18 protein-coding genes and 1 tRNA gene are annotated in these 24,594 nt (G+C 43.8%); 6 read left to right on the top strand and 13 right to left on the bottom strand.

All coding sequences use genetic code 11. From position 1 onward, the window contains the following. Window positions 1-184: 184 nt before the first annotated feature. On the bottom strand, window positions 185-1,282 hold the full coding sequence (locus AB4238_RS01990; RefSeq protein ID WP_372030875.1) for a porin: 1,098 nt from the start codon (window positions 1,280-1,282) through the stop codon (window positions 185-187). Between the two features lie 497 nt (window positions 1,283-1,779). Continuing rightward, the gene (locus AB4238_RS01995) at window positions 1,780-2,841 is read right to left on the bottom strand and encodes a porin (protein ID WP_372030876.1); all 1,062 of its coding nucleotides are present in this window, start codon (window positions 2,839-2,841) and stop codon (window positions 1,780-1,782) included. Between the two features lie 369 nt (window positions 2,842-3,210). Between AB4238_RS01995 and tcdA the strand changes: the two genes are divergently transcribed. Further along, window positions 3,211-4,038, top strand: coding sequence for a tRNA cyclic N6-threonylcarbamoyladenosine(37) synthase TcdA (tcdA, locus tag AB4238_RS02000; protein ID WP_372030878.1), 828 nt, complete (start codon window positions 3,211-3,213; stop codon window positions 4,036-4,038). Window positions 4,039-4,191: 153 nt separating this feature from the next. Continuing rightward, on the top strand, window positions 4,192-4,809 hold the full coding sequence (locus tag AB4238_RS02005; RefSeq protein WP_372030879.1) for a superinfection exclusion B family protein: 618 nt from the start codon (window positions 4,192-4,194) through the stop codon (window positions 4,807-4,809). 94 nt (window positions 4,810-4,903) lie between these two features. Here the strand turns inward: AB4238_RS02005 and AB4238_RS02010 are convergent, their stop codons facing one another. Then, entirely contained in the window at window positions 4,904-5,038 is a 135-nt protein-coding gene (locus AB4238_RS02010; protein ID WP_079891968.1) for a DUF3149 domain-containing protein, read from the bottom strand. Window positions 5,039-5,356: 318 nt separating this feature from the next. Between AB4238_RS02010 and AB4238_RS02015 the strand changes: the two genes are divergently transcribed. Beyond that, a tRNA-Leu gene (locus tag AB4238_RS02015) sits at window positions 5,357-5,441 on the top strand. 320 nt (window positions 5,442-5,761) lie between these two features. After that, window positions 5,762-7,672: a prolyl oligopeptidase family serine peptidase gene (locus AB4238_RS02020; RefSeq protein WP_372030880.1), complete on the top strand. Its 1,911-nt coding sequence runs from the start codon at window positions 5,762-5,764 to the stop codon at window positions 7,670-7,672. A gap of 92 nt (window positions 7,673-7,764) precedes the next feature. On the opposite strand, the gene AB4238_RS02025 is transcribed toward AB4238_RS02020, so the two are convergent. The 9 genes from AB4238_RS02025 to AB4238_RS02065 all read right to left on the bottom strand — a co-directional run bounded on the left by AB4238_RS02025 (window position 7,765) and on the right by AB4238_RS02065 (window position 17,766). Further along, the gene (locus AB4238_RS02025; protein ID WP_372030881.1) at window positions 7,765-8,883 is read right to left on the bottom strand and encodes a site-2 protease family protein; all 1,119 of its coding nucleotides are present in this window, start codon (window positions 8,881-8,883) and stop codon (window positions 7,765-7,767) included. A gap of 85 nt (window positions 8,884-8,968) precedes the next feature. After that, window positions 8,969-10,639, bottom strand: coding sequence for a DUF342 domain-containing protein (locus AB4238_RS02030; protein WP_372030883.1), 1,671 nt, complete (start codon window positions 10,637-10,639; stop codon window positions 8,969-8,971). Window positions 10,640-10,823: 184 nt separating this feature from the next. Continuing rightward, entirely contained in the window at window positions 10,824-11,852 is a 1,029-nt protein-coding gene (locus AB4238_RS02035) for a methyltransferase (RefSeq protein WP_372030884.1), read from the bottom strand. Window positions 11,853-11,977: 125 nt separating this feature from the next. Continuing rightward, on the bottom strand, window positions 11,978-13,282 hold the full coding sequence (locus AB4238_RS02040; RefSeq protein ID WP_372030886.1) for an alkaline phosphatase: 1,305 nt from the start codon (window positions 13,280-13,282) through the stop codon (window positions 11,978-11,980). A gap of 18 nt (window positions 13,283-13,300) precedes the next feature. Further along, a complete protein-coding gene (gshB, locus tag AB4238_RS02045) occupies window positions 13,301-14,248 on the bottom strand; it encodes a glutathione synthase (protein WP_372030888.1) in 948 nt (315 codons plus the stop codon). Between the two features lie 123 nt (window positions 14,249-14,371). Continuing rightward, window positions 14,372-15,103, bottom strand: coding sequence for a 16S rRNA (uracil(1498)-N(3))-methyltransferase (rsmE, locus tag AB4238_RS02050; protein WP_372030889.1), 732 nt, complete (start codon window positions 15,101-15,103; stop codon window positions 14,372-14,374). Window positions 15,104-15,117: 14 nt separating this feature from the next. Further along, a complete protein-coding gene (locus AB4238_RS02055; RefSeq protein WP_372030895.1) occupies window positions 15,118-15,825 on the bottom strand; it encodes an endonuclease in 708 nt (235 codons plus the stop codon). A gap of 134 nt (window positions 15,826-15,959) precedes the next feature. Further along, window positions 15,960-16,526 (bottom strand): SprT family zinc-dependent metalloprotease, encoded by a 567-nt coding sequence (locus tag AB4238_RS02060; protein WP_372030890.1) that lies wholly within the window; start codon window positions 16,524-16,526, stop codon window positions 15,960-15,962. A gap of 79 nt (window positions 16,527-16,605) precedes the next feature. Next, window positions 16,606-17,766 (bottom strand): hypothetical protein, encoded by a 1,161-nt coding sequence (locus tag AB4238_RS02065; protein ID WP_372030891.1) that lies wholly within the window; start codon window positions 17,764-17,766, stop codon window positions 16,606-16,608. Window positions 17,767-18,017: 251 nt separating this feature from the next. Between AB4238_RS02065 and blaOXA the strand changes: the two genes are divergently transcribed. Then, the gene (gene blaOXA / locus AB4238_RS02070; protein ID WP_372030892.1) at window positions 18,018-18,842 is read left to right on the top strand and encodes a class D beta-lactamase; all 825 of its coding nucleotides are present in this window, start codon (window positions 18,018-18,020) and stop codon (window positions 18,840-18,842) included. Window positions 18,843-18,852: 10 nt separating this feature from the next. Here the strand turns inward: blaOXA and AB4238_RS02075 are convergent, their stop codons facing one another. Next, the gene (locus AB4238_RS02075) at window positions 18,853-19,764 is read right to left on the bottom strand and encodes a LysR family transcriptional regulator (RefSeq protein ID WP_020914446.1); all 912 of its coding nucleotides are present in this window, start codon (window positions 19,762-19,764) and stop codon (window positions 18,853-18,855) included. A 122-nt stretch (window positions 19,765-19,886) separates the two neighbouring features. On the opposite strand from AB4238_RS02075, the gene AB4238_RS02080 reads away from it, so the two are divergent. Then, a complete protein-coding gene (locus AB4238_RS02080) occupies window positions 19,887-24,440 on the top strand; it encodes a biotin carboxylase N-terminal domain-containing protein (RefSeq protein ID WP_372030894.1) in 4,554 nt (1,517 codons plus the stop codon). Window positions 24,441-24,594 lie beyond the last annotated feature (154 nt).

Raw genomic sequence — 24,594 nt, forward strand, 5'->3', positions numbered from 1 at the left:
TATACTGATTGGTATAACTGGCCATCTTTTATTCTGCTATCGGTGTAGCGTCGGCATTGGTGCTTCTGCTATCGGCATCTATTGATGGATAATAGTCTTCACTTGATCTTATTTTTGGCATTAAAAAGCGACCATCCGGTCGCTTTTTTTTACTTATGATTCAAGAGTCTAATGACTCATTGAATTAGAAGTTGTAACGCATACCAATAGTGAATACGCTGTCATCTTCTAGGTCAATTTTAGCACCGGCTAACTTGTAGTCGCCTGAGTACATAGCGTAGTGGCCATATACCATAGTTGACTTAGAGATCTTGTAGTCCGCACCAACAGTAATGTTTTGTACGTTAACATCGCTAATTGAAGCTAGCACTGCATTCGTTTCGTTAATATCTGTATCTGGATCATTCGGGTTTTTGAAGCCAAATGAGTTAGTAAAGTACTTGCTTAGACCTGACTCATCTGCACCGTACTGAACTTTCAAGTTAACACCATTTAGGTTGTAAACTGCGTTTACAAAGTAAGTGCTACCTTCTAGGTTGTCATACTTTTGGCTTTCAGTGTCTTGGAAGAAACCACCAACTTTAAAATCACCAAACTTAGCTTGAGCTACAGCACGGTAAGCATCAATGTTTGAGATGCCTTTGTTGTAAGCTGCAGCAAAGTAGTAGTTCTGTGCTTTGAATTTCTTGTCACCAAGTGTCGCGCTTAATGCGTACTGAGAATCAGAGTCTGTACCAGCACCTTGGTTGTTGTCAGTCATTAAGTAAGTTGCGTTCAACGTTACTAGGTCAGCAATTTTTGGCGAGTAGTACCAGATACCATCTGCAGCACGAGTTTGACCAGCAACTAGACGGTCAATATCGGCGTTAGTGTTGCCGAATGCATCAATGCCACCTTCAGCTTGCTTGAATACTGTGTCGTTACGACCAACAAGTACGGTACCTACTTGAGATTTAAGGCCTAAGAAAGTATTACGCGCTTTGAATACGTCACCTTCACTTGAAGTATTCTCTACTTGGAACTCCATTTGGTAGATAACGTCGATGTTGCTAGTTAGGCTTTCGCTACCTTTAACACCAACATGAGAAAAGTTGTTTTCTAAGTATGTACCGCTTTCACCAACTTCAACTCCGTTAGTACCACCTTGAAGAGTCGAACTTTGATCAGAGTTAGTAACAGCAAGATCTAAACGGCCGTAAAAGCTTGGACCTTCAGCAAGCGCGCCGAAAGAAGCTAGGGTTAAAACTGATGCCACTGATGCAGAGATTAGTGTCTTTTTCATTTCATTTGCTCCCAGAACCTAAGTTCTTATACGTTTCTTATGGTTTCTTACATAAACTTTTGTTTTTGTTACAAGCATCCGAGCTCATAACAATTGTGGGTGCAAATATTACAGTTTTATGGCTTTCAAATTGTGGGCTAGATCAAGTTTTTACTTTTCCACCGCAGATTTGCTGTTTTTTTGTGGTGCTTGAGGGTTTTTCGTTATCTAAATGGCAATATATACAGAATTCAATGTCATAAACTATCCCTAAAGGAGTATTCTCGGCGCTTTTATATGGAAATTATGTTGTCATAAATTGTCAGAAATAAGCCAAAGCTGAGCCGAGAAGTGGCGAAGTTTACAATGTTAAAAATGAGTGTGTGGCAGTTATCGTATTAAAATGGGGTGAAGTAGCTAAAATGTTGCGTTTATGTTGTGTGTAGGTGGGGCTGTTCATTTATAAGAACAATAAAAAAGGCAGTCAAGGCTGCCTTTTGTTTTAACAGTTTAAAAGCTTAGAAGTCGAAACGCATACCTATGGTAACAATATCATCGCCAAGGTCTTGTTTAGTATTATTAAGCATCATATCACCGTCATACTTAGTGTAGTGTCCATAAACAAGCGTGTTCTTGCTTAAGCGGTAATCGGCACCAATACTGAACTGCTGGATATCGACGTTGCTGACGGTTTCTAGACCACCGTCTACATTACCAACATAACGGCTGACATATTTGCCTAAACCGGAATCATCGCTACCGTACATCGCTTTCAGTTTTAAGTTGCCCATCACGTAGGCCGCGTTGACGAAGTATGTATCACCTTCCAGGTTGGCATATTTGCTGTCAACATGTTCACTGTTCTGGTAGAAACCACCCAGAATAACATTGCCTAGTTTTACTTGAGCAACACCGCGGTAAGCTTTAATGTTTTCAATACTGTCATTGTAAGCGGCTGATACATAGTAGTTCTGCGCTTTTAGCGCTTTGTCACCAATTGTTGCGCTCAGTGCATACATATTGTCGCTATACTTTTCTTCACCATCAGTATCAACTTGATCGTAGTTATCATCCATCAAGTAAGTTGCGTTTAAGGTAACAAGATCTGCAATTTTTGGTGAGTAGTAAGTAAAACCATCAGCGCTACGTGTTTGGCCCGCTGCTAATAGGTCGATGTCTGAGTTACTATTGCCAAACAGGTCAAATCCGCCTTCAGCGGCTTTGAAAACGGTGTCGTTTCGACCAACAAGAATTGTACCTGCCGATGCAGACTTAAGACCTAAAAAGGTATTACGTGCGCCGAATGTGTTACCTGAGTTGTCGAAGTTGCTTACGCCAAATTCCATTTGGTAGACAACTTCTAACTCGTCATTAATTTTTTCAGTACCTTTAACGCCTAACCAAGAGAAGTTGTTCTCAATGATAGTGCCAGACTTTTGGTTTTGGGTGGCAATACCCATATCTGAGTTGGTGATTGCTAGGTCAGCACGACCATAAAAGTTTGGGCCATCAGCTAGTGCTGTAAAAGAGGTGGCGGTTAGTGCTGAGATAATTGTGGCGGACAGAACAGTTTTTTTCATTTTCATCTTCCTATAGCTCGAAGCTATTCTAAGTTTGGGCTGCCATCTCGGTTATTGAACCGGCTGAATAACCAAGGTGAAGCTGTATTTGTCGATAGAAATATTGCAATGAAAGGGAACTTATAAGCGTGATCTTGATCTCGTTCTAGAGAAGTTACGTGATATTTGTCATGATGCTTTACTTATATTAAACAGTTAGTTAATTGAAATTCGATAGTTGTTCACACTCATGTCTCGGGGCTTGTTTTTTTAGTTAAAGCTGTTCACATAGCTCTCTATTGCAATGGGATAAACTTAGAGTTCTTAGTGGAATTAGGATAAAATTGCTCATCGAGTTTCATCTATTGCACCTCCAGATTGAGTATTGCCTTGAAAAATCAAATTTTGTCAGATGCCTACCTAAATCGCTTTGCTGGTATCGGTCGTTTATACGGCCAACAAGCGCTTCACTGTTTTGCTCAGTCTCATGTCACTGTTGTCGGGATCGGTGGCGTTGGTACTTGGGTGGCGGAGTCTTTGGCGAGAAGTGGTGTGGGGCAAATTACGCTGATTGATCTAGATGATATTTGCGTGACTAATACTAATCGTCAGGCTCATGCGTTAAAAGAGACGATTGGTGAATCTAAAGTCGAAGTGATGGCACAACGATTAAAGCAGATTAACCCAGAGTGCATGGTGAATGAGGTTGAAGACTTTATTACCGTAGATAACTTGGCGGAGTATTTTCAAGGTAAGAAAGCGGGGGGCGACTTAGATTATGTGATCGATTGTATTGATGCAGTCAAACCAAAAACGGCATTAATCGCTTGGTGTAAAAGGCAAAAACTGCCAATTATTACTGTTGGTGGCGCGGGTGGGCAGAGCGATCCAACTCAGGTACAAGTCACCGATCTTGCCAAGACTTACCAAGATCCTTTACTTGCTAAAGTGCGTAATTTGCTAAGACGTGAGTATAATTTTTCTAAAAATGTTGCGCGTCGATTTGGCATTGAAGCTGTGTTCTCGACCGAGCAGTTAGTTTATCCGCAAGCAGACGGTTCAGTGTGTAATACCAAGGCAACGGCTGATGGCAACATGCGCATGGATTGTGCCTCAGGTTTTGGTGCGGTAACGGTGGTGACTGGTACATTCGGTTTTGTTGCGGTTAGTCGAGTGCTGAGCAAACTTGCAGCTAAAGCACAACTCAACGAGTCGTAATTATTGGTTGAGTATCCTATCCGTTAGGGCAGATGTTCTGACGGACGACTCACTAACAAGTTAACTTTTTGATCTTTATTTTTTTGACGCGATCTTTGGCACTGTTTTTGCTTTTATCTGGTTAGGAACAGAATTCTGACACTGGATTTGGCAATGCAAAAAATTAACCTCAATGCACTTTCTTTCACTGGTAAATCAATTAAAAAATTGATCTTTAATGCAATGCTGTGGCTTTCTTTGGCATGTACTGCATTACTATTCTCGCCGGTTAATTTTCTCGCCTCAATTAATCTTGCTGAATTTTCGGAGCAACATGCCAATCTAATCGGCCTCGGCTTGATCATCGGCGCTGCGTATTTATTGACGCAGATCCTTAACTATTTCCTTGATGAAGCCATCGGTTATTTAAGTGATAAACGCTCAGTTGAAGTCATTGAAGAGAAGGTGAAGCTACTCGATCCTACCGAGCGCGCTTTGCTGAGAGAGTTTTTTCTACAGGGAGAAACGATTTTGACTCTGCCTGAAGCTGAACAAGCAGTGAAGAGTTTATCTAAAGCGGGAATATTGGAACATCTTGGTAATGAAAAACATTATGCTATTCAAGGTTCTACCGCAGACTTCAAAATATCGATGCGAGCTCGTGAGTACCTAAACCGTCAAGTGCTGCGCTTTCCGGTTGGAGAGCCTAGTCCTGAAGAGATGAAAAACCTGATTAAAGCTCGCCCGCAGTTCATCAATAGTTTTGTTACACCGCGTAAACACGCAGCATAAGCTTGTTAGCATGGCAGGCTTTGTTGGCTGAATAGTGAAAAACGGACAAAAAAATGGGGGCAAATAGCCCCCTGCATTAATAGAACGTTGGAGATTAACTCTCAGGATCCGCAGACTTGGTATAGAACATCCACATTAGATAGGAGACGATACCTATCGTACTAAAAATTACTATCATTGATAGCAAGCCGATAGCGTTGCCAAACATCAAATCTAACCAGAATGCCATGTCCGAAATCCTCTTTCTTCTTAGTTCACAGTTAAAGTACTCCTCTGCATTCCTGGCGTAATTGATCTTGGTCAAGTTATAGCGTGGTTATTGGTATTTTGCTGCGCAAGTGTTAATAAAGATGGCGTTGATCACACTTTGCTAATGCTTACATTCGCTAAAGTAAATTCGCTTGTTGGAATTAGCGCATTTTTCGCTATTGAGGCTGAATTTTGCTCAGTTGATAAGAAAGTCAAATCAAAGTACTTGCCATTACGATATCCGAAGGTATAATTCGCTTCACTCCTTGAGGGACACCTCATTGAGTCGAGTAACAAAGCCTGAGTGGTGGAATTGGTAGACACGTCGGATTCAAAATCCGATTTCGAAAGAAGTGACGGTTCAAGTCCGTCCTCAGGTACCATTTCTCTTTAAGAGAAATAATCAAACCGACATTAAGTCGGTTTTTTTGTGCCTAAAATTCACGACTTACCCACTTTTGGGGTTTTCAACTACTAGCAACTTACTATTTTAATGCAATTGGTATAAAGCAGTTCGGTGTTGCCTTAGAGCGCATCAGCCCCTTTAGTCAATATTGACTAGCGAATAGTGACACACATTACTTCTATTCAACTTGTCTAACATCCTATGCAAGTTACTACTTTATCATGATAAATTCCTCCAGCATCAGGTTTGATGTCGATAGTGCCACTGCACTATAGGATTTATTCAAAGGAGTGTCATGTGTCTCTAATCAAAAATATTCTTGTGTTTACCGCGTTGGCAATACTGTCGCTGGCTGCACAAGCAATAACGGTGGAAGAGTTTTCCAAACATCCACAATTTTATGATGTCAAAATTTCGCCCGATGGTAAGCATCTTGCGGTTTTAATTAATACCGAAGGACGCAAGACGTTGGCCTTTCTTGAGACTGATAGCAAGAAAGTGACTTATGCTTTGCGTGGAGGTAACCGTGATCAAGCAGGAAGCTATTACTGGGTAAACAACGAAAGAGTGGTGGTGCAAGTACAACGGGTCAGCGGGCGGTTTGAGAGGCCTGGCAGTGCCGGTGAGCTTTATGCTGTTAACTTTGATGGTAAGAAAAAGAAAATGATTTTTGGCTACCGCTCTAAACCAGGTCTTGCTTTAAGTGCTGAAGGCGGTTTTTTACTGGATAATTTGCCCGGAGATGATAAGCGTATTTTGATTGAGAAACGGACGTTATCAAAGTCTGGCGGGTCTATCCCGCAAGCTGTAAAGCTTAATGTTTATACTGGTAGAGAAAATCGAGTAAAGAGAGCGCCAATTGCTTATGGTGGTTTTTTAGTTGATCACACAGGTACACCACGTTTTTCTATCGGCACAGATGAGGACCACGTCACTCACATTTATTACACTGAAGGTAAAGGGGAGGATTGGCAGAAGTTTGGTGAAGATATTGAGGGGGAGTTTCGCGCACTGGGTTTTGCTGAAGATAACAACACTGTCTATATTACAAAAAGCGGCAATGGTGGGCCTATGGGCTTATACGAATATGACATCACCACTAAAAAGTCGACTCTAGTATATCAAAGCCAGCTTGCGAACCCTTCACCATTAAGTGTTGACCTCAACCAAGTTTATGGCATTCGTGTCGATGAAGATTACCCCAGTTTTTACTTTCTGAATAAAGATTCGCTGGAGAGTAAACTACACCAGAAGTTAGTTGCCTCGTTCAATGGCGATACAGTAAGAGTCACTAGCATGACGGCCGATAGGGGAAAAGCGGTATTGCATGTTTCTGGCGACCGTAACCCCGGTGAGTTTTATTTGTACGATACCAAAACCAATAAAGCGACACATCTACTCAGCAGCCGTAATTGGCTAGATAAAAGCAAATTGGCGCCGACAGAGCCGTTTAGAATTAAAACGCCTGATGGCTTAGTGCTCAACGGCTATATGACATTACCATTAGGTAAAACTGCTAACTTACCAACTGTAGTGATCCCACATGGTGGTCCACATGCCCGTGATTATTGGGGGTATAACGCTGGCGCCCAACTATTAGCAAGTAAAGGCTATGCGGTGGTTCAGGTCAATTTCAGGGGCTCGAGTGGTTACGGCCAGGCATTTTTGGAAGCGGGTTACACTCAATGGGGCGCAAAAATTCAAGACGATATCTTATTAGCGACTAAATATGCGGTGCAAACTGGGGTAGCGGATAAAGAGCGCTTATGTATTTATGGTGTCAGCTTTGGTGGCTACAGTGCGCTACAAGCATCAATACGTGAACCTGATACCTTTAAGTGTAGCATTGGTTATGTCGGAGTTTATGATCTGCCTATGTTGTATGAAGAAGGTGATGCCAAAGATGTTAAATGGGGTGATGCATATTTAGATAAAACTTTAGGGACAAATAAAGCCGAATTGATTGCCCAATCGCCGGTACATAATATCGATAAACTTAAAGCGCCGGTGCTGATTATTCACGGTGAAGAGGATAACCGCGCTCATTTTGAGCATGCGCTAGCGCTGCGCGATGCGCTCGATGAACATAAGCACCCTTATGAGTGGCTAGTGAAAGATAAGGAAGGTCATGGTTTTTATAAGGAGGAAAATATCATTGAAGTGAATCATAAGGTATTGGCTTTTTTAGATAAGTATATTGGTCATTAACTTTCTGTACTATGCAGCAAAAGGCATCGATTGGGATGCCTTTTTTATTGGGCTGGAATACCCTGTCTTAAGGTTTATACCGATTAGTATTATTAGCTTTTTAGGATCTCTAACGGCAGCGCTAGCATGTCATCGCCGCTGCCGGCAAAATACCAAATGATTCCAATCAAACAGCCTACGGTAAGGAAATACCATACTGCTGAGAAGATCTGGCCGTAGCGATCAAGTGGCAGTAAGTGACTTTGATGACGTGTTTTCCATTCAAAGACGATTTCTGCGCTACCAATGAGTAGCAGGAAGCCTAACAGTGCCAAGCCTAGGCTATAGCTGATGTAGACGCCAACTGCTGCGCCTGCAATACATGCAACCAACCCCATAACGCTGTTCATCGAAAAGCTGATGCTTTTAAGGATATGGCCGCCATCAAGGGGCAATATAGGTAACAAATTAAATAGATTGAGCAGGGCATTAAAGGCTGCCAATCCGGCAAAGAAGATATTGCCTGTTACCCAATAGGCAATCAGCGCAGCAATTGACATGAATAGGCCAAAGGTTGGGCCCATTATCGAGATCACTACATCTTGCCAGCGGGTATTTATCTTCTCATCACTTAAGGCTAAGCCACCCATAAAGGGGATGAGGTAGATCCCTTTTGTCTTCATACCAAAATACTTCATCGCACGAATATGACCATATTCATGGAAAACCAAACACGCAATAAGTGCGAGAGCAAACTGAAATGAAAACAACCAAGAGTAGGCGGCAACACTGGCACCCGCTAATACGACCTTAATGACTTTGGCGCTTTTTAATAACTTAAAGCCCAGAGATGCGAGGCCGACCATGCTAAATTGTTTTTTTTCAGCAATTGCGACAGTAGGAACTTGTTGCTCGATATCTTTAGTGTTGCGCTTGCCGCTAGCGATGACGTTCTCATCTTGCAACAAGCGGTAATCGATGACAAAAGGCTGCCAACGTAAATCCGTCTCTAAAGTGATTTTTATGGTTTTTTGTGGAGCTTCATCTGGTGCATCAATTGTGGCTGGAGCTGCGGTATTAAGCTCAAAAGTGTGGCTTTTTAAGCCTTCGTTATCTGCACTTGCTTGAATCACCGAAACTAAGGTGTCACCCCAAAACAGTTGTTGCCAGCCTGCCAATGAGCCTTCTAAGCGAAGCGGCTTACCTAGGCAGTCAATTTTCAATAATTCCACGTCATATCTCAACGATTTAAAGTAACGTTATTATGACGCTAACCATCACCCTTAGGCAATGGTTGTAAATCTGCCTGTTGCGGGGTTATTTCTTAATACTGTAATCGTAGTTGATCTCTTGATTACAGTTGGTGATACAGCAGGGACCATGTTCTCTCTGAGTACGATTGAATGCGCCACCAATGTGAATTTCGATATTAGCGAAAACATGTTTTAATGCATCGATACGGTAGTTTTTGTAATAGCCTTCAACTTCTTGCTTAGTCGTTTCAAACTCTGTTTCTTCATCTCGCATTGTGCTAATAATTCTGCGTTTCTCTTCAAGCATACCTTTGACTTGCTCGACCATCATTTCATCATCTTGCCATTGCGTTTTTGGCGGCAGGTTACCTAGCTGTCCTTCAATATTTTTTATTGCGATTCTCATTGAGGTGATGCTCTCTTTGAGCTGAACTAGGTTATGTTTGTGTTCGCTAATATGCATGGCGCAGAATATTTCAGTTTTTGTTCCCGCTGTTGCGCCAATGGCAACGACCTTGACCCCTTTATCGGCTTCGACTTTGCCACCGACTAAATCGCCGCGGCGACCGCTCGCATCGCATACAATTAACTGTTGTTTAGTTTTGGCATGACTATGCAGCAGCTGCTTAGTCACCAGAATATTGCCATTAGCTTCAAGATTAGAATATTGCACGAATTGAGCGCTGATCTGTCCTTGGGCTTTGAGAGTAGTGGAGAGTGCATGGTCTTTTAATTGTCGACCAATTACACCTTTGCTGACCGTGATATCACCTTGAGCGATTAAGGTTGCAGAGTCGACAAAACCCATCACCGTAATATCACCGCTGCTTTTTACCACCATGCCTTCGCCAACGTCACCGGTAATTAATACGCTGCCTTTAAAGTCGACATGACCATAACCGACGTTGACATCTTTTATCTGCAGTACATCATCAACTTGCATGCCATTTTTAGTTTCTACCGGCTGACCAGCAACACTGGCGATAAGCAGGTTAGGGTTATTAGCGCAAAATTCAGTGCCCTCACCAGCAACCAGCTTTATGTCTTTTCCTGACTTAGCAAGCAGTTTGTCGCCAAATACGTTATAGCCATCAACTCCAGTTGTTGCTGAGTGTTTAATAATAAGTGCATTGCCAGGTTTGACCATGATGACTGAGCCGAGGTTGCGCATATCAACGCTGCCGTCACTGTTCTCTTGGGGCTGCAATAGTCTTTCTCGCGCTAACATCACTTTGCGCTCAATAGTCGCGGCTTTGCCATGCACGGCCAAACGTCCACTGGCGATGATATTACAACATTCATCACCTGGTAATAGGTTGGCTAATTGGGTTAATGACAGCTCAATTTTGGGTTTACTTAAACCAAGTTTTATATGTTGGGATTTTAAGTGTTGCAGAATATCTTTTAAGGTAATCGTTTGACCGCCGTAGGCTGCGGTTAATGTCATTGATGCTTGCATTTTATCATCGGAGAACTCAAAGCTGATTGCGGCATCGCGAGATTCAGCGATCTCAAAGCGTTGTTCAAACTGGCCGTCATCTGTACCCGATAATTGGTTTATCTGAATAACAGCCTTGTTAATAACTTCTTTAAGTGGATATAGAGCGCTAAAATCGGGGAACGCCAACAGCTCTACAATATCCTTTTCAGTTAAAGGACCGTGAGTATTGGGGATGATCGTTAATACGGCTTTTTTGCCGTCAACACCTAACTCTATAAGCTCCGGATGCAGCATAAAAATCCCTACGATTTATTCGTTATGATTAGAGGTATTACCTTGGATTATAAGCACATAATATCCGTTTGCGGAATTATAATGTATAAAATCTTTGACCAATATATCAGTTAAAATGTAACACTGTATTGGTTGTAGAATAATCAACTAGTAGGGTTTTTATAGCATACTTTTATGCTCTGTTTCAGCTCTTTATATTTGAGTATATTTTGTAGCGATTATTTTCGGCACAAACATTTACCTTGCCGAAATTTTCAGCGATACAGTCCGAGTATGGCAGGTGGCGATTAGCGACGATGTGGAACAAACCACCTCGCACTAAATTGGCTGCGCTGGCTTTAACAAAATCTGTTGCAATATTGGTGGTACTGGCTAAACCGTCATGAAAAGGCGGGTTGGAGATAATACCATTGTATTGTCGATTGCTTTGCGCCATACCGTCAGAGGCAAATACATTAGCGCTGAGCCCATTGGCTTGCATTGTTAGCTCGCAAGAAGCTAATGCCATAGCATTGATATCGACACAATCAAGCTTTAGTGTCGGTTGTGCCGTTAGTAACGCTGCGGCTATCACTCCCGCGCCACAGCCAAAGTCGAGTACGTTTCCTTGCATCTTTGGTAGATTGTCGAGCAATAATTTGGTGCCTTCATCGAGTTTTTTCTCGCTAAACACACCAACTAGATTACAGATAGTGATTTCGCCTTGTGGGGTTTGCAACTGGTACTTGCTGTACCAATCTTGCAGTTTTAATGCGGGCGCCTGTCGATTCAGTTCGCTGGTAAATACAATACAGTGGCGAGCATTATCAGCTTTAAATGCCTTGTCAAAGTAATCTGGCAGCTGTTTAGGTAGCGACTTAATCCCGCCTTTGTTCTCTCCAACCACAATGAGTTGTCCTTGAGGTTTAAGGTGTTTCGCTGCTAAGTTGAATAGATAAGGGGCTAGTGCTTTGGCTTTTGGGAAATAGACGATGACGCTGTCAAAGTACTCTTGGTTTGGTAGTTGATGGCCAAAATACAGCTGCAGGTTTTTGGCTGCATAGGCCTGCATTATAAGGTGGTGATGAAAATCCAGTGCTAGGGCACTTACGCTCGACGCGCTCTCTAACAGCGCTTTAGGAAGTGTATCACCTTCGTAGTTGAGTACTAATACAGATTGGTCTTTGACTAAATCACTATTTCTAAGAAGGACTTGCGAAGCGTTGGTTAGCATGAGTTTTCAAGGTCGGATGTTAAGTGGCAGTAATTATACCCAATTGACCTAAATATGCACATTGCACCAATGTAAAAATGCCAGCTAACCACAAAAATTAACTGGCATTTATTGTTAACGTTGGACTAGTCTTTCTTTGGCAGCAGACTCATCATCTTCTCAGCTATCTGGGTGTTGTCTTGATTGCCTTTAAACAGGTCGGCAGCCGGGCCTACGGCAAAGACTTGCACGTCGCCACCGGTGTGGCCACTGGTCGTCCAGCCGGTATTGCTGCGGATATCGATAAGCTTTTTCAGGGCTATTTGAAGCGCTTCATTGCCCTGCATACGCGCATTACCCAACTGTTGTAATTCTTCGGCTGTTAATTCAAAACCAAGGCTTTTGCTTACTCCTAGCTGCCACTCATCACTGGCAATGGCTGCAACGCTAATGTTAGATGGGCTAGCACTAATTCCCTTTAATAATTTAGTGTCCCAAGCATATTCGCCATTGGCACCAATAGAGAGTCCACCTGTATTATGATCTGCCGTGGCAATGAGCAAGGTATCCGGGTGTTGACGCACATACTGCTCCACGACTTCCATTGCATTGGCAAAACCGTGCATCTCCCCCATGGCGGCGGCGATGTCATTATTGTGTCCAGCCCAATCGATTAAGCTACCTTCGACTAATAGCACGAAACCTTTGTCGTTTTGCGATAGTAGTTCTAAAGATTTTTGGGTCAGACGGCTTAAAGTATTCGGGTCTGTATCGTTAATTACCCATGGTAGTTGCACCTCGGCAAACAGACCAATGACTTTGGGTTTGGTAATGGATTCAAGCTGTGCCAAGTCATCGATATGTTGGTAGCCTTTGGCCTTAAACTGGCTTAATAGAGCTTCAGAGAAGTATTTCTGCCCACCACCTAAAATCACATCTGCATCAGACTGCAACATGTCAGTGGCAATCGCTTCATAGTTGCGGCGGCTTTCGTTATGCACTAGAAAGGCTGCTGGGGTTGCATGGTTTACCTGTGAAGTTACAGCCACACCTGTTGACATACCACGGGCTTTTGCCATCTGCATGATGGTGGTCAATGGGCGTTTATTGGTATCAACAGATATGGCGCCATTGTAGCTTTTAAAGCCAGTGGCGAGTGCTGTTGCAGATGCTGCTGAATCTGTTACATAGCCGCTCTCTCTCGCAGGATAAGTGGATGCCATCCCCACTAACAAGCGATCAAACACTGTTTGTTCAATCTCTTCAGTGTCGGGGTTGTTCTGAAAGTAACGATAGGCACTGGTATATGCCGGCCCCATGCCATCGCCGACCATGATGATCATATTCTTAGGTCGTGATGGTGCCTCTGTAATATCGAGATTGGCAGCAGCATACAAAGGCAGTAGAGCAAGGGCACTAAGGACCCAAGTAAAGGTGTTTCTAAAAGTCATACCGAGTCCTTGGACAGGTTATTTGTTGATTCTGGCTTCGATGGCATCCATTAACATACCGCTAATATCGACATCAAAAGCAGCTTCAATCTCTTTTATGCAAGTTGGGCTGGTAACGTTAATTTCAGTCAGCTTGTCGCCAATAACATCGAGTCCAACAAAGATTAGCCCGCGTTTTTTGAGTTCAGGGCCTATGGTGCGGGCGATATGCCAGTCAGATTCTGACAAAGGTTGAGCCACTCCGCGTCCACCGGCAGCTAAGTTTCCACGAGTTTCCCCTTTTTGAGGAATACGCGCTAACGAATATGGGACAGGTTCGCCATCGACAACCAAAATACGTTTATCGCCAGAAGTAATATCTGGAATAAAGGCTTGTGCCATTGCATATTGCTGGCCTTCACTGGTTAAGGTCTCGATAATCACACCGAGGTTTGGGTCGTCTTTTTTGACTCGGAAAATAGAGCTGCCACCCATACCATCTAATGGTTTAAGAATGATATCGCCTTTTGCTTTGTGGAAAGCACGAATACGTTGCTCATCACGGGTAACCACTGTCTCTGGAGTAAATTCTGAGAACCAAGCGGTAAACAGTTTCTCGTTAGCATCACGCAGGCTTTGTGGCTTATTGACGATTAACACGCCTTGCTCTTCGGCTCGCTCAAGCATATAAGTTGAGTACACGAATTCAGTGTCAAAAGGTGGATCTTTGCGCATTAAAATAACGTCAAGATCGGCTAACGGTGTGTCGATTGCCTCTTCAAGTTGGTACCAATCAAGTGGATCTTGCTTGACTGTTAATGCTCGCATGGTCGCCATTGCTTGGCCATTCACCATGGCCAAATCATTCATCTCCATGTAAAACAGCTGGTAACCGCGAGATTGTGCAGCCATTAACATGGCAAAGCTTGAATCTTTCTTAATATTAATGTCGCTGATGGGATCCATCACGATACCGAGTTTTATCATGGAGCATATTCCTTATTTAATATTCGTATCAAGGCTAAACATGGGGGCTATTAAGCCGGTTTTCTAGCATCGAACTGATATTCTTATCATTGGCGCAATTTATTCTCAGTGCAACGTTTAAGCTTAACCAATATCACCAAATTTCAGCTGCAGAGCGGTAATGGTTGTCAGCGCTGCGGTTTCGGTGCGTAGTACTCTTGGGCCAAGCAGTACATCGGTAAATCTATGGGTTTCTGTCATGGCGATTTCAGTTGTAGATAATCCGCCTTCAGGACCAATAACCAAACGCACACGATTGTTAGGTAAATTGAGGCCATTAACCCCGTGAGAGGCTCTAGGGTGCAAGTTAAGCTTCAGTGAGCTTGTTTCCTCTGCGCACCAGTCACTTAGTTGCATAGCGGGGCGAATAACGGGTACTACGCTGCGGCCTGATTGTTCGCAAGCACTTACCACTATCTTCTGCCACTGCTGGATCTTTTTCTCTAAGCGCTCACCGCTTAATTTGACTCCACAGCGTTCAGAGAAAAGCGGTGTAATAGTGTTAACCCCCAGCTCGACAGACTTTTGAATGGTAAAGTCCATTCGGTCTCCACGGGAGATCACTTGGCCTAAATGCAGGTGCAGCGGTGACTCGCTGTCATTGCTCTCGCAAGATAAGACCTTCACTGCGACATTTTTCTTACTGGCGCTGACAATTTCAGCGAGGTAATCATGACCATCGCCATTAAATAAACAGACTTGCTCACCTGCAGCCATTCTTAGTACGCGGCCTACATGACCTGCTGCTTCCTCATGTAGTGATACGGTTTCATCAATAGCCAACGAAGAGGCTTGGTAAATTCTTGGGACTCTCATGGTACAGGTTTGCCTTATTCTGCGGTGTTCGATGCTGAGATTAGTTGCTGACATTGAGCCTGCACATAACGATTATGGTTACCTTGCACCTTTGCAATCGCTTGATCTCGCTTGCACTCAATAGTATCAACTGGATAGCTTTTATCCCATGCTTTAAATAACTTTAATTGGCTACTGGATATTTGCAATGTATAGGCGCTTTGCATATAAAGATAAATTCGTGCGATTTGCCCCCGAGTATAGCTAGGTGGCTGCACTTTTCGAGACTTAAAATCAACGCTCATTGCGCATTGCCCGTATTGTACTGGCTTAGCATTCCATTGGCTAAAGCGGTAGTTACTGCGATCGCCATTTACTTCACCAATAGCGGGCACGAGATTATGTAGATCTGACTCCATCTTTTTAAATAACTTATCTGTTTTACCGCAGTTTTTACGACCACCTTGCTGCCAACATTGGCGCTGGTGGCCAAACTCCCAAGCCGGGACGATATGTTCCCACTCTATTCTTGCTGCTCTTCTTGGTTGTTTGCGTACTTGGTAGCCGCAATCTGTCAGGTCTGTTCGCCACTTTTTGCCTTCTATTTTTATGTCACAGCCGCAATAGAAGCTATTGATGGGTAAGGACTGAATGTAGATCTCTTTGGCTAATCGTTTTGCTTGACTAAAACTGGTTGGATGCTTCGCTTGGGCAAAGCTCTGCTGGGGTGTAAACCATATAATACTAAGCGCTAATAAAAGTGTTTTAAATCCAATGCTGTTCAATCTTAATCCCCATATTAACCAATCGTAGGCTCGTTTGCGGCGATTGTAAGGGAGCAGAGGGGTTGGAGCAATATATGAAACGAATGAAAGCGTTAACTAGGCTTTGAATTTTGCAAATTATGGCCGCACTTGCGGCAACGGTATTGGCTGTCGCCACGTACAACTTTATTGTGACGCCTAACGCTTAAATTGACTGAGCCGCAGTTGCAGAAATATTCAAAGGTTTTTCCCTCTACGGATTGAGTATTAAAGCTATGGGTAGTGCGTGGTTGACGTTGATAAAGTTGACGCATTAAGCGTTGCCATTCTAGACCGTGGGGTTTTACTCTGCCATAGAGTTGGAAAGCCAATAGATGGCAGACCTCATGTGGCACCACATCATCGAGAAATGCTTGCGGATTATCTTTTAATAGCAGTGGATTAAAGCGTAGTTTATTGAGTTGTAAATGGGCTGTACCGGCACTTTTTCCGCGTAATTTAAAGTTAACTTCTGGTCGTGGAAATGACTTGCACAGTGCTGATTCCGCCATTTGATAACAACGCTCAATTTGCTCGACAATCGACTGTTGCAACGGGTCGTTAAACGTCGCTTTGGGGTGGTTAATTAAAGAGGCGGTTGTTAATAACTTGGACTTGAAGGGGTTAAGCGCTTTAAACATTGGCTCTATGAACTCATGGTTGATGAACCCGCAAAAGACGAGTTCATCAATGTTACCTGAGTCTAAACCATCACGCTAGTTAGAGAGTTGTTGCCGCCATCTCTACCATGGCTTTCACTTGTTCAACAATATCGTGTTCTACTTGAACGTCGTAGGCTGCAATACGCGGTGTGTGAATATGGCCAACAGGAATACTGCTATTAAATTGCTTTTGTAGCAAAATTGCGCGGTAAGATATTTCATTGGAGAGATAGCCGCCGCCAGAACCTTCTACTGAGATTGCATTTTGCAGTTGCCCTAACGATTTTGCTTGAAACTCGCCTTGCGCTAGTGTCGACACCGTATGGTTGTCATTCACTTTCCAAGGGCCTTGCACGGTTTGCATTGCCGCGACGGGTAGAGAAAATTCAACAAACTCAGGTCCATTAAGTGTGCCACCATTAAACAAAGGTGCGATAGGGGCTTGTTTGTTAGCACCGGTCAGTACATTTAAATTATCAGGCGCTGCGGCGCTGCGATTACGCCCTGGGAAACGCTCTATATCAAATTCATCTCGACCCATACTGACGGTAAAAATCATATCAACGCTGTTGTCACGATAGATAGGCGTTAATATCGATTCAATAAGCCCATCATCAAAATCTGCAAATCGTACCGGGATCATCGCGGTTTCAATTTGAGCCTGCTTACCATCAATGCTAAAGCGGTAGCCATCAAGCGCTAGAGCCACTAAGCCCGATGGATTACTCTGGTCGATATGTCGATCGAGGAAAAAAGGGTCAAATCCTGTCAGTAGAATCTTAATCTCGGCATCATCTTTAAAAGCGATGTCACTTAAACCGCGTGATGATTTTTCAACAGCTTTGATAAGGATATCTCGCTGCCATGCGGCAATATTAAAATCAGGCTTTTGCGTCTTTAGTAGCTCTCGCATCGCCAGACGGTTCCAGTACAGAGAGCGATCATCCAAATGACCCGACTGGACATCTCTTACCGCTTGCTGCCATAAGCGCAAACCTTGGTGGGCAACCATTTGAGTGATTTTAAGTTCATCAGAGTGCTGAGCGTATTTGTCGGCAAGGTTAGTGACGAATGCTTGATATCGATTGACGACCTCAGGTATAGCCTCTGTTGCTGTTGGTAATCTAGCCTCTTCAACGTCGAGTTTTGCGAAAGCAGCGGTTGAGGTTGTGCCAGCAAAAAGTGCAGTGGCGATAAGTGCCATGCTAAATGATTTCATTACTACGTCCTTGGTTATTATTCTTAGTTTCACAACGTGCAGTGAACGTTAAAAACTGTTCTCTCAGGCTATTAGTTCATTTTCATCAGTATGCCTTAGCGATGAAAGCATTGAAAGCGACGAATAATTATTCAGCTTGGGGATCGACTATTGCCATTATTTCGCCACAATTGCTCCTCATATTGCCACTTTTTAATAGTTATTAAGCGTTATCATTAACGATAGAAAGTTCGGTGTACACGAGATGACAAATGACAAAATTGATATCGCTAATGCTGTTCAGCATTTTGGCCGCTGTAGCACTCATTGTTGACGCCAATGATTATGATGAACATAGCGTTCAGTTGGCAGAACTAAGATTGACTCCGCAATTAACAACCGACTGGGACTTAGTTTTCCAGCAACATCAAGTTGAGGGGGTGTTAGTGCTTTTTGATCCCCAGCAACAGACCTTGACCACTAATGATCTGAATCGAGCCAATACAGGCTACATTCCAGCATCAACCTTTAAGATTGCTAACGGACTAATAGGCTTGGAATTAGAAGTAGTGGCAGGTACTGAACAAGCCTATCCGTGGGATAAGCAACAGCGTGCTTTTAAAGCTTGGAACCAAGATCACACCTTTAGAAGCGCATTCAAATATTCAGTCGTACCAATATTTCAGCAGATTGCTGGAGATATAGGTAAACAACGGATGGCTAATATGTTGGCAAGTCTGGAGTACGGCAACCAGAAGGTGGGGTCAGAGCTGGATAGTTTTTGGCTTGATGGTGATATACGGATTAGCGCCATTGAGCAGCTACAGTTTTTGCAAAAACTACACAATGAAACTTTAGCGGTTAGCCAGCGCTCGCAACAGATCATTAAACAGGTGATGCTTACCGAGTCCACCGAAGATTACACCATCTCCGCTAAAACAGGATTTGGTCATCATGGCGATAAATACATTGGTTGGTGGGTAGGTTGGGTCGAGATGGATGGGCGCACTGTTTATTTTGCGCTGAACCTTGATCTTGATGATATCAAGCAAGCACACTTACGCCAAGAAATAGTGAAACAGCTCCTGCCATTATGAGGTAACGGTTTCACACCATCAAAGACTGCAGCGACTCCTGGCTGGTGAAGCGTTTATGGAAAAAGTCGAGGAATACACTAATGTTGGTCGCCAGTTGACGGCGACTCGAATAGACGCCATAAACCTTAAAGGCTTCCATAGGCCACTCTTGTAAAATAGGTACGAGGGAGCCACTTGCTAGCTCATTTTTACAGACAGAGTTGGATAACATGGCAATACCAAAGTCATCCATCACCAGCTGTTTAACCATCACTGCGCTATTTACCCTCACTTTACGCTTGAAGTTAACCATGGTTTTTCTGGTGCCTTTACCTAATGGCCAAATAGGCGCTGAGCGAGATGTTCCTAATAATATACCACTATGAGTTGCCAGCTCTTGTGGGTTGGCTGGGGTGCCATGGGTTTTCAAATAACTAGGGCTTGCCACTAATATCGGTTGGCGTTCGAATAACAACCTTGCCACTAAATCGCTTGATTGCAGTGGACCATACTTAATAGCAATATCGTAACCTTCACCGACCAGTCCAACGTCATTGTCGGTAAATTGCACGTCGAGTTCTACATTTGGGTACAGTCGCATAAAGCCGCTGCAAAGGTTGGCGATAAGCTCTTGGCTAAAAGAGACCGGTATAGCAACTCGCAACGAGCCGGAGACATCATTGTGGGTGTTTTCGATAGTCGCTTTGGCAGCTTCTATTTCATCGCTTATACTGGTGCAATGCTGGAAAAAAAGCGCGCCAACCTGAGTTAAGCTCAGATTACGGGTATCTCGCTGTAAAAGCCGAACCCCTAGCTGCTCTTCAAGCTGGGCAACCTTGCGACTAATGGTTGATTTTGGCATGCCTGTTTCGCGGGCGGCTTGAGAGAAACCCTGGGCTCTAACAACCGCTGCAAACAGCATCATACCGTTTAAATCTGGCATGTTATCTTCACTGTCTCAAAAATGGAACAAAGCGTCTAGTGCAGTTTAATAGCAATTGACGGGATAACAAAGTTATATTTACGGGCTAAAAATTTCAGAGGCTAAAAGCAGAGGATCTTTCGATGACCAGCAAAAATCAGCCCGCTAACATGACTCAAGCGCAAACTGCCGACCCGCTTTTCTTAAAAGCAGAGCATTTGGCTAAAGACTTTTCGCTGTTTCCTGAGCACAGTAAACAGACACTATCTGAGGAGATCAAAGGTCTTCTTGGTGATGACGAAATCCAAGCAAATCTAAAAGACCTTGCTGGATTGGATGTTGATGGTTATGTCACTAAGGTGATCCAACCGACACAAGACAAGAACCGCCCTGGTGCAAAACGTATCATTGCGGATCTTAAAGGTAAGCTTGTTACCGAAACCCACATCGGCCCTTTTTATAGTGCAGAGATTGAACTGAATTTTGGATCTCGTACTCGCCGTATTGGTTTTGTTGCACAAGAGCGAACTACCGCTAACGGTGCGTGGATGCCTGAGCATCACTTGGCTTGTTGTAAAGCGATTCGTCACTTTGCCGAGTTGTCTATGCCTATTATCTACCTTATCGACACCCCTGGTGCCGATGCAGGTGAAATTGCAAACAGCCAAAACCAAGCTCACTCAATCTCTAAAGCGATTGCAGAGAGTGCCAATGTTGATGTGCCGACTGTCGGTATTGTGATTGGCGCAGGCTACTCCGGTGGTGCTATTCCACTGGCTGCAGCGAATATTCTATTGTCTCTGCGTGACGGTATTTTCAATACTATTCAGCCACAAGGCTTGCAAAGTATTGCACGTAAGTACAACTTGTCTTGGCAAGAATGTGCTAAATCTGTCGGTGTTTCTCCTGAAGAGTTATACACCTCTGGCTGCATTGATGGCATTGTCGATTTCTCGCCGTCAGACAGAGATGAGCGTCAACATAACTTGCGCCGTGCCATAATCAGCAGTGTTGAAGCTGTTGAAAAAGCCGCAGTACAGTTTGTACGTGAATCATCTGATTTACGTGAGCATTATGACCGTAGTCTAGAGCGTTTCTTAGCTCCGTCTAAAAACTTAGCGGCTCTAGAAGTCAATGCTGAGCTGGCAGTGGCTAATAACCCAACCATGCACTTAAACCTGTTTGGCAGCACGTACCGTTACTTGCGCTACCTAACACTACGTAGTCGCATCCACTCTATCTCGCAAGAGCAGTATGGTCGTCTATCTAAGGTCAGTGTACCTGAAGGTGATTTGCTAGCTCGTATTCAGCAAGAGCAAGATCGTGTGTTCCAGTCTTGGTTATCAAGCCCTGATAAATTGGTTTACGACGAAGAGTTGAACAAGCTTTGGGGGAATTTCACCTCTAAGCGTGATGATGTTTCAACCGAGCGTAACATGCTAACACGTTTGATTTTGGGTGAGCCAAAAGAGAACTACAAGAAAGCCCGTAAAGCGCTTATCTTTAATATCAGTTGGTCGCTATACCACCGCTGGAAAGGCAATGCAGAGAATAACTTCAAAGGGCTAATTAGCTACCTTGAAACATTGCCTTCAGAGGTGACTCAAGCTGACTGGCCTGAGCTGAACCAACTTACTGTACTCGATGTGATTGTGCATGATGAGCTACGTGAAGATTTCATCTGGCAGTGTCATAACATTTTGGTATTCAACGCGCTGTACGACAACGTAGTGGGTAACTTGGCTTCAATCGCTAAAGAAGCGATGATGTCTAAGAGCTTATCTCGTAGTTCAGTTGATAACCTATTACATGATTCAATCGACAGAGCACTATCGACTCAAGATGTTGCCAACGATAAGAACAAATTCTACAAATGGCTGAAGTACTTTATGTCTCAGTCAAACCGCGCAGAACTGCTGACTCGTACTGAGCAGTGGAAGAGTGTTGGTTTCCCACAGTTAAACGACAGTCTATTTGTTATTTTGACTTACTTCTTCGAACGTCTACTGCCTGAGTATTTTGACAGTGAAGAAGAGAGCAGCGAATACACTGGCGCGATTAACCCGGTACGTATCGGTCGTCGTAAAGACTTCTGGAACCGTTTGACCATGGGTTATCAAGATCTACTGATCCAGAAAGTCCTTCGCGACGAAAAGCGCGCAGGAAAAATGGGTTGGGATGCGATCGTTGGTAAGTTCTTCTCTGATTTTGAAGAGATTAATGGCGATAAGATGTCAGCTAACCTGCTGAACTTCCCAGGCTTCCGTCTTTCTATTGAAGATGCTATCGATAAAGGTATCCGTCCTTGTGGTTTAATCACTGGTGTGGCTGACTTTGAAAGCGATGGTAAGCCAATGCGCGTTGGTGTTGCAGTTTCAAACACTGCATTCCAAGCGGGTGCATTTGATATGGCGGCGGCAGAGAAATTTAGTGCGCTATTGATTGAGTGTGCTAAGCGTAAACTGCCGGTTATTTGCTTTATCAGCTCAGGTGGTATGCAGACCAAAGAGGGCGCTGCTGCACTATTCTCAATGGCTGTAGTTAATGACCGTATTACTCGCTTCATTCGTGATAACGAATTACCAGTATTAATGTTCGGTTACGGTGACTGTACTGGTGGTGCCCAGGCGAGTTTCGTGACGCATCCTTTGGTGCAAACATACTACCTATCGGGTACTAACATGCCGTTTGCTGGCCAAATGGTTGTGCCTGCATACTTGCCATCAACGTCAACCTTGTCTAACTACTTGTCTAAAGTGCCTGGCGCAATGAATGGTTTGGTTGAAAACCCATTCAGCACCACTTTGGATGATCAGTTAAGCAGCATTGATCCATTGATGCCAAAACCTACTGGCAAAATTGAAACTATCATCAGCAACGCGTTGTCGACGCTGGTTCCTGAAGCGGAAGCTGAAGAGAAAGAGATCGTTCAAGATGATCCTCGCGCATTGATGAAGCCAATCAACAAAGTCTTGGTGCATGCTCGCGGTTGTACTGCGGTTAAGCTTATTCGTAAGGCACACGATAATAATATCGATGTTGTGCTAGTGGCTTCTGATCCAGATATGACATCAGTACCTGCTGACATGCTTAAAGCAAACGACAAGCTGGTTTGTATCGGTGGTAACACCTCTGATGAAAGTTACCTCAACGCATATTCAGTGTTGAAAGTTGCTGAATACGAAAACGTTGACGCACTGCATCCAGGTATTGGCTTCTTATCTGAAAGCCCACAATTTGCTGCACTTTGTGTGAATAATGGCGTTAACTTTGTGGGACCTAGTGTCCACAGTATGACGACCATGGGTAACAAGTCGAATGCGATTAAAACTTCGCAAGACCAAAACGTACCTGTAGTGCCTGGTAGCCATGGTATTTTGACCAATGCAGAGCAAGCGGTAAACGTAGCAACTGAGATTGGTTACCCTGTACTGCTTAAAGCGGTACAAGGTGGTGGCGGTAAAGGTATTCAGGTTGTAGAACGTCCTGAAGATATGATTGAGCTGTTCCAAAAGACCTCAACAGAAGCCGCAGCAGCATTTGGTAACGGCGATCTTTACCTAGAGAAATATGTCACCTCACTACGTCATATTGAAGTGCAGTTACTGCGTGACCAATTTGGTAATACTAAGGTACTGGGTTTACGTGACTGTTCAGTACAGCGTAACAACCAAAAAGTGGTTGAAGAGTCGGGTTCAACCATGCTGCCTGACGAGCTTAAGCAGCAAGTGATGGAATATACCCGTGCACTCGGTGATGCGACCGATTACATGGGCGCTGGTACCGTAGAGTTCATCTATAACCTAGACGCCAACGAAGTCTACTTTATGGAGATGAATACTCGTCTACAGGTTGAGCACCCGGTAACTGAAGCGACATCTTGCATCGATATCGTAAGCGCAGGTTTTGACATTGCAGCAGGTCGTTCAATTGCAGACCTTGAGCCACAAGACAAAGGCTACGCGATGGAAGTACGTGTCACTGCTGAGAAAGCGGCACTTGATAGCAACGGTATCTTACAGTTGTTACCAAATCCAGGTCTTATCACTGAGTACAAGATGCCAGAGCGTGATGATATTGAAATCATCTCAATCGCAGGCAAAGATAAAGAGGTATCGCCTTACTACGATAGCTTGATTGCGCAAATTATTTGTCGCGGTGAAAGTCGTGAAGATGTCATCAACAAGTTGCACGACTACTTAGCAAATGAAGTGGTAATTAAGGGTATCGCGTCTAACATTCCATTGTTAACACGCATCCTTAAAGATGGCACCTTCAATGAAGGCGTGTACGATACTAACTACCTACCACGCTTCATGGCAGAGCTTGATATTCCTGAGCTTATTGCTGAGATGGAAGCGGCGGCAGAAACTGTGGGTGTTGATACTGAGTCACTGCGTGTCGGCGAAAGTAACGAGCTTAAGGTGATGGCTCAAGGCGCTGGTATTTTCTATACCTCTCCTGCACCAGGTGAAGCTGATTTCGTTAAAGAGGGTGATATTGTTACCGTGGATCAGACTTTGGCGCTAACTGAAGCGATGAAGATGTTCTCACAAGTGACACTAGCAGGCTTTAACCGTAAGAACGCTGTACTGTACCCTGAAGATCAGCAGTACCGTATAGAGCGTATTCTTAATAGTAATGGCCAGCAGGTTTCACAAGGTGAATTACTGTTTGTGGTATCGCCAGTAGCGTAATCATTGAGTGTAAAGCAGCGTTGAGTTTCGGGGCGCTGTTTTAGCCTTTATGGATATTTGAAGTACCCACCTATCGGTGGGTATTTTTTTGCCTAAAATTTTAGGGAAGTCAGTCGATAGTATTATACCAATTGCATTTAATACCAATTGCATT

The sequence above is a fragment of the Shewanella sp. 10N.286.45.A1 genome, from assembly GCF_041470405.1.
Classification (GTDB): domain Bacteria; phylum Pseudomonadota; class Gammaproteobacteria; order Enterobacterales; family Shewanellaceae; genus Shewanella.

Bases quoted from the DNA above. Each gene is read 5' to 3' on its own strand.
- AB4238_RS01990 (WP_372030875.1), bottom strand. From the start codon at position 1,282: ATGAAAAAGACACTAATCTCTGCATCAGTGGCATCAGTTTTAACCCTA.
- AB4238_RS02065 (WP_372030891.1), bottom strand. From the start codon at position 17,766: ATGAAATCATTTAGCATGGCACTTATCGCCACTGCACTTTTTGCTGGC.
- AB4238_RS02080 (WP_372030894.1), top strand. From the start codon at position 19,887: ATGACCAGCAAAAATCAGCCCGCTAACATGACTCAAGCGCAAACTGCC.
- AB4238_RS02075 (WP_020914446.1), bottom strand. From the start codon at position 19,764: ATGCCAGATTTAAACGGTATGATGCTGTTTGCAGCGGTTGTTAGAGCC.
- rsmE (WP_372030889.1), bottom strand. From the start codon at position 15,103: ATGAGAGTCCCAAGAATTTACCAAGCCTCTTCGTTGGCTATTGATGAA.
- blaOXA (WP_372030892.1), top strand. From the start codon at position 18,018: ATGACAAAATTGATATCGCTAATGCTGTTCAGCATTTTGGCCGCTGTA.
- gshB (WP_372030888.1), bottom strand. From the start codon at position 14,248: ATGATAAAACTCGGTATCGTGATGGATCCCATCAGCGACATTAATATT.
- AB4238_RS02035 (WP_372030884.1), bottom strand. From the start codon at position 11,852: ATGCTAACCAACGCTTCGCAAGTCCTTCTTAGAAATAGTGATTTAGTC.
- AB4238_RS02040 (WP_372030886.1), bottom strand. From the start codon at position 13,282: ATGACTTTTAGAAACACCTTTACTTGGGTCCTTAGTGCCCTTGCTCTA.
- AB4238_RS02060 (WP_372030890.1), bottom strand. From the start codon at position 16,526: ATGTTTAAAGCGCTTAACCCCTTCAAGTCCAAGTTATTAACAACCGCC.
- AB4238_RS02010 (WP_079891968.1), bottom strand. From the start codon at position 5,038: ATGGCATTCTGGTTAGATTTGATGTTTGGCAACGCTATCGGCTTGCTA.
- AB4238_RS02030 (WP_372030883.1), bottom strand. From the start codon at position 10,639: ATGCTGCATCCGGAGCTTATAGAGTTAGGTGTTGACGGCAAAAAAGCC.
- AB4238_RS01995 (WP_372030876.1), bottom strand. From the start codon at position 2,841: ATGAAAAAAACTGTTCTGTCCGCCACAATTATCTCAGCACTAACCGCC.
- AB4238_RS02005 (WP_372030879.1), top strand. From the start codon at position 4,192: ATGCAAAAAATTAACCTCAATGCACTTTCTTTCACTGGTAAATCAATT.